This window comes from Aquirufa echingensis, assembly GCF_042714525.1.
Classification (GTDB): Bacteria; Bacteroidota; Bacteroidia; order Cytophagales; family Spirosomataceae; genus Aquirufa; species Aquirufa echingensis.
In genome coordinates this window covers 182,875-196,909 of the sequence record NZ_JBBKYA010000003.1, presented here as the reverse complement: position 1 = coordinate 196,909, position 14,035 = coordinate 182,875, and the positions used below count along the sequence as shown (strand labels likewise).

The 14,035-nt window shown below is 35.1% G+C and carries 15 protein-coding genes; 10 read left to right on the top strand and 5 right to left on the bottom strand.

Features of this window, described 5'->3' with window-relative positions; all coding sequences use genetic code 11:
• Positions 1–2 precede the first annotated feature (2 nt).
• Together miaB and SKC38_RS06145 are read right to left on the bottom strand one after the other, a co-directional pair.
• Complete coding sequence (miaB, locus tag SKC38_RS06150) at positions 3–1,424, bottom strand: tRNA (N6-isopentenyl adenosine(37)-C2)-methylthiotransferase MiaB (protein WP_377976052.1); 1,422 nt, start codon at positions 1,422–1,424, stop codon at positions 3–5.
• A 50-nt stretch (positions 1,425–1,474) separates the two neighbouring features.
• On the bottom strand, positions 1,475–2,128 hold the full coding sequence (locus tag SKC38_RS06145) for an ABC transporter ATP-binding protein (RefSeq protein ID WP_377976050.1): 654 nt from the start codon (positions 2,126–2,128) through the stop codon (positions 1,475–1,477).
• 96 nt (positions 2,129–2,224) lie between these two features.
• On the opposite strand from SKC38_RS06145, the gene sucC reads away from it, so the two are divergent.
• Genes sucC through SKC38_RS06120 form a run of 5 tightly spaced genes read left to right on the top strand, consistent with a single transcriptional unit; the run spans position 2,225 to position 6,309 of the window.
• Entirely contained in the window at positions 2,225–3,415 is a 1,191-nt protein-coding gene (gene sucC / locus SKC38_RS06140; RefSeq protein WP_377976048.1) for an ADP-forming succinate--CoA ligase subunit beta, read from the top strand.
• A gap of 6 nt (positions 3,416–3,421) precedes the next feature.
• Entirely contained in the window at positions 3,422–4,033 is a 612-nt protein-coding gene (locus SKC38_RS06135) for a fumarylacetoacetate hydrolase family protein (RefSeq protein WP_377976046.1), read from the top strand.
• Between the two features lies 1 nt (position 4,034).
• A complete protein-coding gene (locus SKC38_RS06130; protein WP_377976042.1) occupies positions 4,035–4,472 on the top strand; it encodes a peroxiredoxin in 438 nt (145 codons plus the stop codon).
• A 10-nt stretch (positions 4,473–4,482) separates the two neighbouring features.
• On the top strand, positions 4,483–5,340 hold the full coding sequence (locus tag SKC38_RS06125; RefSeq protein ID WP_377976041.1) for a transketolase: 858 nt from the start codon (positions 4,483–4,485) through the stop codon (positions 5,338–5,340).
• Positions 5,341–5,349: 9 nt separating this feature from the next.
• Positions 5,350–6,309, top strand: a complete 960-nt coding sequence (locus tag SKC38_RS06120) for a transketolase family protein (protein ID WP_377976039.1) — start codon at positions 5,350–5,352, stop codon at positions 6,307–6,309.
• Here SKC38_RS06120 and tamL read toward each other — a convergent pair whose 3' ends face one another.
• A complete protein-coding gene (gene tamL, locus SKC38_RS06115; protein WP_377976037.1) occupies positions 6,310–8,598 on the bottom strand; it encodes a translocation and assembly module lipoprotein TamL in 2,289 nt (762 codons plus the stop codon).
• Positions 8,599–8,607: 9 nt separating this feature from the next.
• On the opposite strand from tamL, the gene SKC38_RS06110 reads away from it, so the two are divergent.
• Entirely contained in the window at positions 8,608–9,345 is a 738-nt protein-coding gene (locus tag SKC38_RS06110) for a TrmH family RNA methyltransferase (protein WP_377976035.1), read from the top strand.
• Here SKC38_RS06110 and SKC38_RS06105 read toward each other — a convergent pair.
• Positions 9,342–10,079, bottom strand: a complete 738-nt coding sequence (locus SKC38_RS06105) for a queuosine precursor transporter (protein WP_377976034.1) — start codon at positions 10,077–10,079, stop codon at positions 9,342–9,344. The two genes, SKC38_RS06110 and SKC38_RS06105, sit on opposite strands and share 4 nt — an antisense overlap.
• The gene (locus SKC38_RS06100; RefSeq protein ID WP_377976032.1) at positions 10,076–11,287 is read right to left on the bottom strand and encodes a pyridoxal phosphate-dependent aminotransferase; all 1,212 of its coding nucleotides are present in this window, start codon (positions 11,285–11,287) and stop codon (positions 10,076–10,078) included. The genes SKC38_RS06105 and SKC38_RS06100 overlap by 4 nt, the downstream gene beginning before the upstream one ends.
• 189 nt (positions 11,288–11,476) lie before the next feature.
• Between SKC38_RS06100 and SKC38_RS06095 the strand changes: the two genes are divergently transcribed.
• From SKC38_RS06095 to SKC38_RS06080, 4 genes are read left to right on the top strand one after another with little or no spacing between them, the layout of a single operon-like run.
• Positions 11,477–12,025, top strand: a complete 549-nt coding sequence (locus SKC38_RS06095; RefSeq protein ID WP_377976030.1) for a hypothetical protein — start codon at positions 11,477–11,479, stop codon at positions 12,023–12,025.
• A 2-nt stretch (positions 12,026–12,027) separates the two neighbouring features.
• The gene (locus SKC38_RS06090; protein ID WP_377976028.1) at positions 12,028–12,549 is read left to right on the top strand and encodes a hypothetical protein; all 522 of its coding nucleotides are present in this window, start codon (positions 12,028–12,030) and stop codon (positions 12,547–12,549) included.
• Between the two features lie 10 nt (positions 12,550–12,559).
• On the top strand, positions 12,560–13,486 hold the full coding sequence (locus tag SKC38_RS06085) for a phosphoribosylaminoimidazolesuccinocarboxamide synthase (protein WP_377976027.1): 927 nt from the start codon (positions 12,560–12,562) through the stop codon (positions 13,484–13,486).
• 1 nt (position 13,487) lies between these two features.
• A complete protein-coding gene (locus SKC38_RS06080; RefSeq protein ID WP_377976025.1) occupies positions 13,488–13,922 on the top strand; it encodes an STAS domain-containing protein in 435 nt (144 codons plus the stop codon).
• Positions 13,923–14,035: the final 113 nt, after the last annotated feature.

Sequence of the window (14,035 nt, the reverse complement as noted above, 5' to 3'; positions counted from 1 at the left end):
TATTATACATTAGCAAGTTCTCCAATTAATGTACCTGTGGTGCAAGAAAGAATTTTGACGTGCACATATTCACCTATTTTCTCAGATCCTTTAGGAAATACGACAACTTTATTCGAATCTGTTTTTCCAAAGTGATGTTTATCCGATTTCTTTGAGTTACCCTCTACAAGTATCTTTTCAATTCGGCCAATTAATCGTTCATTTCGGTAACCAGAATGCTTCCGTTGTAAATCGATGATTTCACTTAAGCGTCTTGATTTTATATCATCAGGAATATCGTCGGCATATTTTTTCGCCGCAGGAGTACCAGGTCGTTCTGAATATGTAAACATATAGCCAAAATCATACTGCACCGCTTCTAATAAGGATAGCGTATCTTGATGTTCTTCTTCTGTCTCTGAGCAAAATCCAGCAATAATGTCGTGTGAAATACCACAATCTTCACCTAATATATTTCTAATCGATTTAATTCTATCCAAATACCATTCCCGCGTATAAGTCCGGTTCATAATCTCTAAGATTCGATTATTTCCACTTTGAGCTGGTAAATGAATGTTTTTACAGATGTTGTCATATTTAGCCATCGTGTAAAGCACTTCATCCGTTATATCTTTAGGATGAGAAGTAGAAAAGCGAATTCTTAAATCTGGATGGATTTGAGCTGTATGTTCAAGTAGCTTAGCAAAATTCACTAATTCATTTGTTTCTGGATTCTTCCAATGATAGGAATCCACATTTTGGCCTAATAAATTGATTTCACGATATCCTTGATTGAACAGATTTGTGCACTCCTGCAAGATCGAAGTTAAATCCCTTGAGCGTTCTCTGCCACGCGTAAAAGGTACAACACAAAATGAACACATATTATCGCAACCACGCATGATACTGACAAAAGCGCCTACGCCGTTTGTATGTAAGCGAACTGGTTCAATATCTCCATAGGTTTCTTCTTTTGAAAGGAAGACATTGATTGCTTTTTGGCCATTTTCAATTTGATCTAATAAATTAGGCAAATCTCGGTAAGAGTCGGGGCCTGCTACTAAATCAACCAATTTTTCTTCTTCGATTAATTTTGTTTTCAAGCGCTCAGCCATGCAGCCTAAAATACCAATTGTTACATCAGGTTTTTTAGCCTTAATGGCTTTGAATGCTTGTAATCGATGTCTTATTTTATTTTCAGCATTGTCCCGAATGGCACAAGTATTAAGTAAAATTGTATCCGCTTCCAATATATTGGAAGTTGTTCCGTATCCTTTGTCAATTAAAATAGATGTTACGACTTCTGAATCAGCAAAATTCATTTGACATCCATAACTCTCTATGTATACTTTTCCCAAAAAATCTGATTGGATAAAATCAGATGAAATGCGGGGAGAATCCAATGCTTCTTTTTCCTCTGTTGATAAAACCTTTAACGCTTGCATAGACGATATACTAAATGAACCTGCAATTTATGACATTATGTCAGAGAAAACTATTGAATGACCCCGGAATTTAAATAGATTACTTGATCGGATTGCTTTGTCAAAGACTCATTGTGTGTCACCATGATAATTTGTTGGCCGTATGTCTGCTTTAATTGCAAAAACATTTCATAAAGCGATTCAGCATTTTTATTATCTAGATTGCCCGTAGGTTCATCGGCTAATAAAACAGCAGGCTTGTTGATTAAGGCACGCGCAACTGCCACCCGTTGTTGTTCTCCGCCTGATAGTTGACTCGGAAGCTTATTCATCAAGTGATTAATTCCTAAATGCTTGACAATTTCTTCATAATAGTATTCTTGTTCATCGGTCAATTTAGTTTCTCGAATAAACAAAGGCATTTTAACATTTTCAGCACAGGTGAATTCCCCCATGAGGTTATGAAATTGAAATACGAAGCCCAATTGATTATTTCTAAAATGGGCTAATTCTTTCTCTTTAAGGCTACTATATTGTTTGCCATTTAATTCGATGCTACCTGAATCAGGTTTTAGAAGAAGACCTATTATTTGAAGTAAGGTACTTTTCCCTGAACCGGAGGGGCCTAGGATAGATACTAATTGATTGTCTTGAACTTGTAGGTTGATGTTGTTTAGAATCAATTGTGCTCCGTAGGATTTGGAAATATTTTTTAATTCTAACATTTTATTGGCTTTTTCTGAGAATTTTAAAGAGATACTCGAAGTATTTAAAAGTTTGGCAAATAAATAGTAATTTCACGAAATTAAAATTTTTACTAAATGAATATTCACGAATACCAAGCAAAAGAAATTCTAAAAGGCTACGGGGTAAGAATTCAAGAAGGAATTGTTATTGATAAAATCGAGGATTCGATTTCGGCAGCTGAAGCATTAAAAGCACAAACAGGTACTGGTTGGTTTGTAGTAAAAGCACAAATTCACGCTGGTGGTCGCGGAAAAGGAGGAGGAGTGAAGTTGGCAAAGAATTTAGATGAAGTAAAAGAACGGGTATCCCAAATTCTTGGCATGCAGTTAATTACGCACCAAACGGGTCCTGAAGGAAAGAAGGTTAATAAGGTGTTGATCAGTGAGGATGTATATTATCCTGGTGATTCAGAGCCTAAAGAATATTATATCTCTATTTTGTTGGATCGCGGTCGCGCTTGCAATGTTATCATGGCTTCTACGGAAGGTGGTATGGACATTGAGGAAGTTGCAGAACATTCTCCAGAGAAAATTATCAAAGAATGGATTGATCCACGTGTAGGATTACAAGATTTCCAAGCACGTAAAGTAGCGTTTTTACTAGGTTTGAGCGGTCAAGCGTTCAAAGAGATGGTTAAATTTATTCAATCACTTTACCGTGCATATGTGGAAACAGATTCTTCAATGTTTGAAATCAATCCTGTGTTGAAAACATCTGATGATAAAATTTTAGCTGTTGATGCAAAGGTTAATTTAGATGATAATGCATTATACCGTCACAAGGATTTAGCCGTGTTACGTGATATTGAAGAAGAAGATCCATTAGAAGTTGAAGCTTCTCAAAATGACCTTAACTATGTAAAACTTGACGGAAACGTTGGGTGCATGGTTAACGGAGCAGGTTTGGCGATGGCAACGATGGATATTATTAAGTTGTCTGGTGGAGATCCCGCTAACTTTTTAGATGTTGGGGGTGGAGCAAATGCAAAAACTGTTGAAGCTGGATTCCGTATCATTCTTCAAGATCCGAATGTAAAAGCTATTTTAATTAACATTTTTGGTGGTATCGTTCGTTGTGATCGTGTTGCTAATGGTGTTGTTGAGGCCTACAAGAATATCGGCGAGATTAAAATCCCAATTATCGTTCGTTTACAAGGAACAAACGCTGAAGAAGGAGCTGCCATTATCAATAACTCTGGTTTGAAAGTATTTTCAGCTGTGTTGTTAAAGGATGCTGCGAAATTAGTTTCTGAAGTATTAAAATAATTCCGGATGAAAATCATTTGTGTTGGTAGAAATTACGTGGATCATATTAAAGAGCTGTCTAATGACAGGCCTACGGATCCCGTAATTTTTATCAAACCGGATACCGCCTTGCTCGATTCGTCTCAAGCATTCTACTATCCTTCGTTTTCGAAAGATGTTCACTATGAGTTAGAGCTTGTCTATCGAATTGGTAAAGTAGGTAAGAATATCGAAGCTAAATTTGCGCATAAATACATTGATGCGATTGGTTTGGGTATCGACTTTACCGCTCGAGATGTACAAAGTCGCTTAAAGGAGAAGGGATTGCCCTGGGAAAAAGCCAAAGCTTTTAATGGTTCTGCATTTGTTTCAAGTATGCGTCCGATTACTGAAGCTGATTTTGTTTCACCAATTGATTTTGAACTTCAAAAGAACGGAGAATCAGTACAAAAAGGGAATTCTGAATTGATGATTTGGAATATAGAGGCATTAATAGCCGATATATCTCAATATTTTACGCTTAAAACAGGTGATTACATTTTTACAGGTACACCTGCTGGTGTGGGGCCTGTAGCAATGGGGGATGTGTTAAGCGGCTTTTTACAAGGTGAAAAACTTTTCGATTTAGCTATCAAATAATATGGAATTAAAGATCGGTCAAGAAGCACCCATTAAAAATTTTATAGATTCAACTGGTAACGCGTTCAATCTTATTGGTAAAAAAACAGTTTTGTATTTCTATCCAAAAGACAACACGCCAGGTTGTACTGCGCAAGCTTGTAATTTGAATGAAAATTTAGATTATTTGACTGGGAAGGGTTTTCAAGTAGCCGGAGTTAGTACTGACTCTGCTAAATCACATGATAAGTTTATTGCGAAGTATCAATTGAAATTTCCACTTATTGCCGATGAATCACATGAAATTGTAGAAGCATTTGGCGTATGGGTAGAAAAATCCATGTATGGAAAATCCTATATGGGTATAGCTCGAACAACTTTTGTGTTTGACGAAAAAGGAATTATTACAGATATTATCACGAAGGTGGATACCAAAAATCATACAGAGCAAATCCACTGATCGAATTATTATGCAAACAATAGAATTACAAAAAGTCGCTTCCCAGGTTCGCCGGGATATTTTACGTCAAGTTCACGGATGTCAGTCGGGTCACCCGGGTGGATCATTAGGTTGTACAGATTTATTAGTTGAGTTATATTTTAACTCAATGAATCTCAAATCGGATGTTTCAGGTCAGGTTGAATTCCACATGGACGGATTGAATGAAGATGTATTCTTTTTATCCAATGGACATATCTCTCCGTTATTGTATAGCGTGTTAGCTCGTCGGGGATACTTTCCTGTGGCTGAATTAGCTTCCTTCCGTAAGTTAAATACGCGTTTACAAGGTCACCCTACGCCACATGAACACCTAGAAGGTATTCGTATTGCTTCTGGTTCTTTAGGACAAGGATTGAGTGTTGCTATCGGAGTTGCGCAAGCAAAGAAATTGAATGGCGACTCGTCAACTGTTTATTGCCTAATGGGTGATGGTGAACAAAATGAAGGTCAAGTTTGGGAGGCAGCAATGTATGCACCACACCATAACGTGAATAATTTAATTGCGTTCATCGATGAGAATGGCCAACAAATTGATGGTCCTACTGAAAAGGTAATGAATAACCTTGATCTAGAAGCTAAATATAAGGCTTTCGGTTGGCAAGTACTTCGTGTTGATGGAAACGATATGGCTGCCATTACAGCAGTTATTCAACAAGCAAAAAGTCTTTTTGTTAATAATAAACCTGTCATGGTTATTATGAAGACGGAGATGGGAGCTGGAGTGGATTTCATGATGCATAGTCACAAATGGCATGGTGTCGCACCTAATGATGAGCAATTAACTTTAGCATTAGGTCAATTAGAAGAAACATTGGGAGATTATTAATACATAGAAATGGCATTATTTACCTACGAAACAAAAAAAGATACTCGTTCAGGCTTTGGAGCTGGAATGGAATATTTGAGTGTTAACAACCCCAAAGTTGTTGCGTTATGTGCAGATCTAATTGGTTCATTAAAATTAGAAGCATTTATTAAGAATTCTCCTGAGCGTTTTTTCCAAACTGGTATTGCTGAGGCAAACATGATTGGTTTAGCCGCCGGTTTATCTATTGGAGGATATGTTCCCTTTGCAACGACATTTGCCAATTTTGGTACAGGTCGTGTATATGATCAAATTCGTCAATCGGTTGCATATTCAGGAAAGAATGTGAAAATCGCATGTTCACATGCTGGTTTAACGCTAGGAGAGGATGGAGCGACGCATCAGATATTAGAAGATATTGGTTTGATGAAGATGCTACCAGGGATGGTTGTTATCAATCCATGTGATTATAATCAAACTAAAGCTGCTACCATTGCAGCTGCGGAATATGATGGTCCGGTTTATTTGCGTTTTGGACGTCCAGTTGTTCCAGTTTTTACACCTGAAAATCAGAAGTTTGAAATTGGAAAGGCGTTACATTTAATCGAAGGATCTGACGTAAGTATTTTTGCGACGGGTCATTTAGTATGGGAAGCTATTATCGCTGCTGAAATCTTATTAGAAAAAGGAATTCACGCTGAAGTAATTAACATTCACACGATTAAACCATTAGATACACAAGCGATTCATGCTTCCGTAGCAAAAACGGGTTGTGTAGTTTCGGCGGAAGAACATCAAATCAATGGTGGTTTAGGAGATTCCATCGCACAATATTTGGCTTTAAACTTACCAACTCCACAAGAGTTTGTAGGGGTTAATGATTCCTTCGGAGAGTCAGGAAAGCCGGCAGATTTAATGGAAAAATACGGCTTGAATGCGCAAGCAATTGTTGATAAAGCGATTAAAGCTATTGCTCGTAAGAAAGCTTAGTTAAAATGGATAACCAATTCCGATGTTGAACTCAATTGGGTTCTCTCCACTACTCCACGTTGTTTTGGAGAGGACCCATTTTTCATTGGCTTTATATGCGGGATTAACCGCTTTTGTAGCTAAGTCTAGTCTTAATAAGAAATAGTCAAAGTCCCAACGAACACCAAATCCAGTTCCCACTGCAATTTCATTTAAAAAGGTATCTGTACTGAAATTTCCCACAATATTGGATTGTCCATGATCGATATTCCAAATATTTCCTGCGTCAATAAATACAGCACCGTTGATTTTTCCTAAAAACTGAACAATTGGAAAACGATATTCGAATGAAGACTCTAATATCATACTTCCTGGTTGTTCAATAAGATTATTGGTCGTATTATAGCCACCAGGCCCTAATCTACGTGGTTTCCATGCACGAATGCTACTGGGTCCACCGATAAAGAAGTTTTTCTCATAAGGAAGTTGAAATCCATTTTCTGCCCCATACGCATAAGCTAAACCAGCATTAAGTTTAAATGCTATTTGGCTTTTGTTACGCTTACCCACTAAGATGTATTTTCGGTAATCCACATTCATTCGTAAATACCGGTAAAATTGTATTTCCTGATTACTTTTTAAGATATCCTCAATAAAAGTAAGCTTTTTACTTCCTAGTAAGTTTAAACTTGTACCTCCTGATTCTAGGTTAATTAGTAATGATTTGCCACTAATAAGAGTGTTTGAAGGCAAGAATGATCGATAATTGTATTGGAAATTAATGCTTGATACAAAGCTAGGATTAAAGCTTCGATACAAATTATTCCCTTTTAGTCTAAGTTCTTCTAAATAAGATAGAAAAGCATCTGAGGTAGGTGTTTGGGGATAATTGGTATTTAATAAATTGAGATCGACTAAGGATAATTGGAAATATTGATTCGTTGATTTTTTCCAATTATAGCGTTGGAACAATTTAATATTGGTTCGCACATATTCCGGCCGATCAATATAGTCATAGCCTATTCCAATTTGAGTTTGCGAAGCAGTTAGTGATTGCTTCCAAGCATCAAATCTTTTTGGAATAAATAGTGAAGGCAAATTCAAAGTGGTACTCAGATTTAATTCTAAGTTTTTACGAGTTGTTTCAGTATTTATGAATCCGGTTTGCGCTTCAAAACCAATTCTTCCTGTAAAATCTAAATAATCTAAGTAGGAAAAGACTTGCCTTACTTTAAATGAATTAGTTAAAAATGGACCAGGAATACCACGGAATATACTTCCTCCTAATTCCGAGGAAAAAGTGTATTTATTGTTTTTTACTAATTCTATTTTGGGATAGACTTTATTGGCAGTGGTATCAAAGGTTAAATTTACTGTCTTAAATTGGTCTGTTGCATAGATATTCAATAAACTCTGATTGACCTTTTCTAATGAATAAATATCCCCTTCTTTAAAGTTTATTATTCGTTTCAATTGCGTGGAATTAATGGACCGTTTAACCCAAGTTTGAGACTCATCAACTTGATTCAATGATGTTTCGTCAATTTTTAAAGATCCAAATCGGAAAATCCGATCGTAACTTCGAGCTGAATTATTGATATAATTACTTGCCGGAATTTTATAAATCAAGCCGACACTTCGCAATGTTGAATCCTTTAAATCATTTAAATAGATACCGACAGCTTCTGTTGTAAAATAGAAATAACCACGATTTTTTAAATAAGCAGTTAATGCTAATTTCTGTTGGTTAATCGCTTCAATGGAAAGTGCTTTGTCTATTGTGATGATACTTTGTTTCGAAAAGAAATTGCTTATCGTTTGACCTAATTGTGGATTATCGACTAACAATGAATCCTTTAATGAAAATAAACTTTGAGGCCCTTCTTGTATGGAATAGGTAACATTATAGGCTATTCCATTATTAGATGTTGTTAGATCAACATTGTTTTTTAGAAATCCATTTTTTCTATAATATGCTTCTAAAGAGACTTTATTTGAATTAAGAACTACGGTATCTAATAAGGCTGGTTTTCGTTTGAAAAACTGGATACTCGCTTGCTTGATACCTAAGGAATCTTTTTTGAATCTTTTATTAGCCAAGAAAGAATTTAAACGAATAAAAGCGAAAGATTTATTACTTTCTTTTAATCCAACTATATTTGCCTTGATTTCTTCGTTTGAGATAACTCTATTTCCTTTTACAACAATGTTTTTAATGGTATTGGGAGGTAATTTGTAAGTTGTCAATGTTTGACAAGATAGGCAAATGAACCAAAGAAGAACAATAAAAACAGCAGATACCTTTTTCACAATTTCTTGATGCTAACGAATAGACAAATAAAGTTAATTAATTCCCTACATTCTAAAAAAGGAAGGATAGATAATCAATTATTTTTAGTGGAAGGAGAGAAGGCTGTATTAGAATTAATTCATTCCAATATTCAAATTGAATTTGTCGTTACATCAGATGAATTTGCGACACAGTACTTATCTGAATTTAAGCATACGGAACTTTATATAGAGGATGAATCTTTGCTCCATAAATTATCTACTCTTGTGAGTAATTCATTTGGTTTTGCTGTTGTATCGATGCAACAGTTTAACTTCCAATTAACATATAAAAACGACATCACTGTTGTATTGGATGGAATTAGGGATCCAGGAAATTTGGGAACTATCATACGTATATGCGATTGGTACGGGATTAAACAAATTGCTCTGTCGAAAGATTGTACCGATTTTTTCAATCCGAAAGTAATTGCAGCGTCTATGGGTTCATTTAGTCGGATACAGTTTGAATATATAAACTTAGAAGAACTCTTTAAAGCCAATAATAATGTTCCCGTATATGGTGCTTTATTAAATGGGGAAGATATTCATGCAATTCAATTCCCTGAATCTTGTTTCTTACTTTTCGGAAATGAATCCAATGGAATAAGACAAGAAAATATAGAATTCATTAACCAAAAAGTTACAATACCTCGATATGGTTCAGCTGAATCGCTAAATGTGGGTATTTCTACTGCGATATTTTTAGACAATCTAAGACGGAATTAGTTTTCTTCCTTTAAATATTGCTCAATGTAATGGTGTGCAATATATAATACGGGTGTGAATAAAATGGCTACAAAGAACTTATATAGGTAATTATTCAAGGATACATTAAACCATTGACCTATTGTCCAGTTTCCGAATAAGTAGAAAGCTACACCAATAACTAAAAAACTGTCTATCAATTGGGAAATTAAAGTAGAACCAGTTGCACGTAGCCAAATCATCTTAGACCCAGTTTTTGCTTTAATTCGTTCAAATATTAATGCATCTGCAATTTGGCTAACTAAAAATGCAAGTAAGGAACCGGTAATGATTCCTAAGCCTTGTCTAAATATTCGACTAAATGCTTCATTGATATTAAAATTCGTAGCGCCTCGGTTAGTATCTAACCAAAAATCCGCGGGTACTAATAAAGTTGCTAAGTAAATAATTATAAAGGAATAGGCTATAAAACCGGCCGTTGTAAAGGAAATAAATCGTACACCTTTTTTGCCGAAATAATCGTTGATTATATCAGAAACGATAAAAACAATTGGCCAATTTAATGCTCCTGCCGTTTGATTTAGATCCCAGAATGTTCCCCAAGATGTAAGTAGATGCAAAGGATCAAATCCTAAGCTTTTCTCTATACTGACTATTTTAACACCAATAATTTCAGCAATGATCGCATTTGTGAGAAATATCCCAAAAAGGAATATAAATAACTTTTGCCTCTTTGAAAATTGTTGGAATATCATAAACGATGATTATCAAAATGCAAAGCAATTTTATCTAAGGCTACGGTAAGTTGTTCTACGTGTGGTAAGAACACAATTCTAAAATGATCTTTTTCTTTATAGTTAAATCCTTGTCCTCCTACAACGAGTATTTTTTGTTCTTCCAATAATGACATAACAAAGTGGTTGTCATCTTCAAAGTCGAACTGGCTAAGATCAAATTTAGGAAAAAGGTATAGTGCACCTTTGGGTTTAACGCAACTCACACCTTTGATGGCATTCAATTTGTCCGTTGCAAGATTCATTTGTCGGGCCAATCTGCCAGACGGTAAAACTAGGTCATTTATGGATTGATAACCGCCTAGAGCAGTTTGAATGCCGACTTGCGTAATAACATTGGCGCATAAGCGAGTACTGAAGAGAAAATTTAATCCTTCAATATAACTTTTGGCTTTATGCTTAGCACCAGTAAGAATCATCCATCCGCCACGAAATCCTGCTGCACGGTAGTTTTTAGATAAACCACCCATTGTGCAAATTAGAATCTCTTCACTCAAACCTGCCGCGGAATGGTGACTTACTCCATCATATAAAATCTTATCATAGATTTCATCAGCAAAAAGGAGCAATTTGTGCTTCTCTGCTAATTTGACAATATTATCAATCGTTTGTTTCGTGTAAACTGCGCCTGTCGGATTATTTGGATTGATGATAACTAAAGCTTTTGTTTTGCTCGTTATTTTTGATTCAATATCTTCTATTGACGGATTCCAATCTGATTCCTCATCGCATAAATAGTGTACTGCTTTTCCTCCAGCTAAGCCTACAACCGTAGTCCACAAAGGATAGTCGGGAGAGGGGATAAGTACTTCGTCATCCGTGTTTAATAAGGCGGTTAACACTAATGAAATTAGTTCACTGACACCATTTCCAATGTAAATATCTTCAATCATGATATTCTTAACACCTTGGTTTTGGTAGTAATGCATCACGGCTTTTCTAGCCGCAAATAAACCGCGAGAATCTACATAACCTTGCGCTTGGCGAATATTAACAATGATATCATGCACAATTTCATCCGGAGTCTCAAATCCAAATGCAGCAGGGTTTCCAATATTTAAAGAAGTTATTTTATAACCCTGGTTTTGAAGCGCAATTGCTTTTTCATAAACCGGACCTCTAATCTCATATTTGAGATTATCCAAACGAGAACTTTTGTATATATCCATCTAAATGTAATAGAAATGTAAAAATAGTAATTTACTTTTGATAGTTACTTGGCGATACGAATGATTTTTACCAATTCTCCCTACCTTTTATTGGCTATTTTTTTAATTAGTGTCATTATTCAATATGTTCGTTATAAACGTATTTCCAAAAAACAATTTGGTATTTCTGCAATTCTGATTATTAAAATATTGATTAGAGCGCTAATTATTGTCTTATTTATTATTTCTGCCAAGGCTTTCCTGCGAATTAATTCAAACAATAATCCGCAAAAATTACATGCCGTTTTTGTTATCAGAACGAATAATATACGGAATTTCAAACTGACGGAAGATGATCAGACCAACATAAGTACCAAGTTGGCCACGAATCTATTTACTAAATTTGAATTACGACTTTACAATGATTTGGACAAGCAATACTACCAATATGTTCCACCTACTTCTGAAAATACATTCGTTCATTTGCTTAATATAGAACGACCTTTTCAACAGTCTTTGCTTCCTGTTCAGGGGCCACCTATGCTCGGTTTCCAACAATCAAAGCGAATTGAACTTTATGAGATTAGCAATAATCGATGGCGCTTAAGTGATAAAAACCAAGAAGACTTCAGCATTTTCGAATTTTTAAATGATGAAAGTACCTTTGTATCTCCATTTTTGCTTCAATATTTATTAATTTTGATATTGTGTTTGCTTAGCCTAGATATTGGAATCAAGTATCGAATTCTTAAAATATAGTTGTGTTTTCATCCTTATTTTACATACTCATTCTAATTTTTCAGTCATTTTATGCTGAAAGCAATTTCAGCTACAATCAACAAATTCGACAAATAAATGATTTGGTGTCTCATAGAGACTTTCGTAATGCATACCAACAAATCACCAAGCTCGAAGAAAAAAGTATCTTTACGAAAAATGATTTAACAAGAATGCGTCGAAATTTAGCATTAAAAGTTCGAGTGAGAAGTGCCGATAATTATGATAATCCAAGAACGTTGAATGACTTTGTAATAAATTCATTGAGCTTATATGAGAACAAAAATTATAATGCCTCCATGGCTTTTTGTAAATCAATTATTGTAGACCAACCTGTTGTGTCGGATTCACTAATTAAATTGTTTGAAATTTTAGCTTTTCATGCTCCTTTGAAGAATAAAACGAAACCGCAAATAAAGCAACAGACGTCATTTAAAAATATGCGATTAAATGAGGCCATGAACCTACTTGATTTAATGAAGCGCAAAGAAAAAACATTATTTTAATTAATTTATCATGTCAAATACACCATTGGAATTTCCTGGCCAACAATCATTTTATCAAGGAAAAGTAAGGGATGTTTATTCATTTGGAAAGTATCTATTAATGATCACTTCTAATCGAATTTCTGCTTTTGATGTTGTTTTACCTCGCGAAATACCTTATAAAGGCCAGGTATTAAATCAAATTGCAGCACACTTTCTGAAGGCTACTTCCGATATCGTTCCCAATTGGCTTTTAAGCTCGCCAGCTCCTAATGCTGCGTTTGGATTAGCGTGCCAACCTATTCCGATCGAAATGGTTGTTCGTGGATATTTGGTAGGGCATTTATGGCGAGAATACAAATCAGGAAAACGCGAAGTATGTGGCGTGACGTTACCGGATGGCTTAAAAGAAAATCAAAAATTGCCGAATCCAATTATTACCCCAACTACCAAAGCTAGCGAGGGACACGATGAGGATATTTCCATTAAGGAAATTTTAAATCAAGGGATTGTTAGTGCAACTGTCATGGCTGAGCTTGAAGAAAAAACCTATTCATTGTTTGCGCGTGGCCAACAAATGGCGGATGATAAGAATTTAATACTTGTAGATACAAAATACGAATTCGGTTTTTATGATGGAAAAATTATGTTGATGGATGAAATTCATACGCCTGATTCCTCTCGGTATTTTTACAAGGAACCTTATAAAGCCTTATTTGAGGCAGGAGAGGCTCAAAAGCAATTATCAAAGGAATTCGTTAGAGAATGGCTAATCGCTAATAATTTTCAGGGAAAAGAAGGTCAAGTGATGCCAGAAATTAGCGATGAATTTGTTACTCAAATTTCGGAACGCTATATTTTGCTTTACGAAGAAATTACTGGCAATAAATTCGTTAAGGAAACTTTATCGCCTAATTACGTACAAGATATTTATTCTCAAATTTCATCTTTTATTTAATATGTCAACAAAGATTTACCAACTAGAACAGAATGAAAGTTATGCACTAATTGACTGGTTAGGAACGGATTTAGTGCAAGAAAATTATGAGGAATTAGAATTAGCTGTTCGCTTATTGTTTAAAAAGGATTACACCAATATGATCCTTAATATTGCTAAGGTTCAAAACTTAGATGGATTTGGGGTATCAGCCATTAGAAAGGCAACTAAAATTTGCACTAATGAATTAGGTTTGTTTGTCGTAGTTTGCAAAGTGGACGATGTAGTAGATCGATTAGATCAAGCGAAAATTGACAATTTGACTATCATGAATTCTATCCAAGAAGGAGTGGATGCTATCTATTTGAATGATTTAGAAAACGATTTTGAGGATGAATCGGATGCTAATACGGACGAATATGGGATTGATGGTAGTGATTTAGGTGAAGATTATTAAAATAAAATAGGATTATTTTTAGAATAACTATATCGCAATAGTGATATTTGGCAAATCGATAGATTATTTTGTCATAATAGATTTTAGCCAAATATATTTTTAGTTAAATTTGA

What these genes read in the sequence shown, in the direction of transcription:
- miaB (WP_377976052.1), bottom strand. Translation starts at nt 1,424, where the DNA reads ATGCAAGCGTTAAAGGTTTTATCAACAGAGGAAAAAGAAGCATTGGAT.
- SKC38_RS06145 (WP_377976050.1), bottom strand. Translation starts at nt 2,128, where the DNA reads ATGTTAGAATTAAAAAATATTTCCAAATCCTACGGAGCACAATTGATT.
- sucC (WP_377976048.1), top strand. Translation starts at nt 2,225, where the DNA reads ATGAATATTCACGAATACCAAGCAAAAGAAATTCTAAAAGGCTACGGG.
- SKC38_RS06135 (WP_377976046.1), top strand. Translation starts at nt 3,422, where the DNA reads ATGAAAATCATTTGTGTTGGTAGAAATTACGTGGATCATATTAAAGAG.
- SKC38_RS06130 (WP_377976042.1), top strand. Translation starts at nt 4,035, where the DNA reads ATGGAATTAAAGATCGGTCAAGAAGCACCCATTAAAAATTTTATAGAT.
- SKC38_RS06125 (WP_377976041.1), top strand. Translation starts at nt 4,483, where the DNA reads ATGCAAACAATAGAATTACAAAAAGTCGCTTCCCAGGTTCGCCGGGAT.
- SKC38_RS06120 (WP_377976039.1), top strand. Translation starts at nt 5,350, where the DNA reads ATGGCATTATTTACCTACGAAACAAAAAAAGATACTCGTTCAGGCTTT.
- SKC38_RS06110 (WP_377976035.1), top strand. Translation starts at nt 8,608, where the DNA reads ATGCTAACGAATAGACAAATAAAGTTAATTAATTCCCTACATTCTAAA.
- SKC38_RS06105 (WP_377976034.1), bottom strand. Translation starts at nt 10,079, where the DNA reads ATGATATTCCAACAATTTTCAAAGAGGCAAAAGTTATTTATATTCCTT.
- SKC38_RS06100 (WP_377976032.1), bottom strand. Translation starts at nt 11,287, where the DNA reads ATGGATATATACAAAAGTTCTCGTTTGGATAATCTCAAATATGAGATT.
- SKC38_RS06085 (WP_377976027.1), top strand. Translation starts at nt 12,560, where the DNA reads ATGTCAAATACACCATTGGAATTTCCTGGCCAACAATCATTTTATCAA.
- SKC38_RS06080 (WP_377976025.1), top strand. Translation starts at nt 13,488, where the DNA reads ATGTCAACAAAGATTTACCAACTAGAACAGAATGAAAGTTATGCACTA.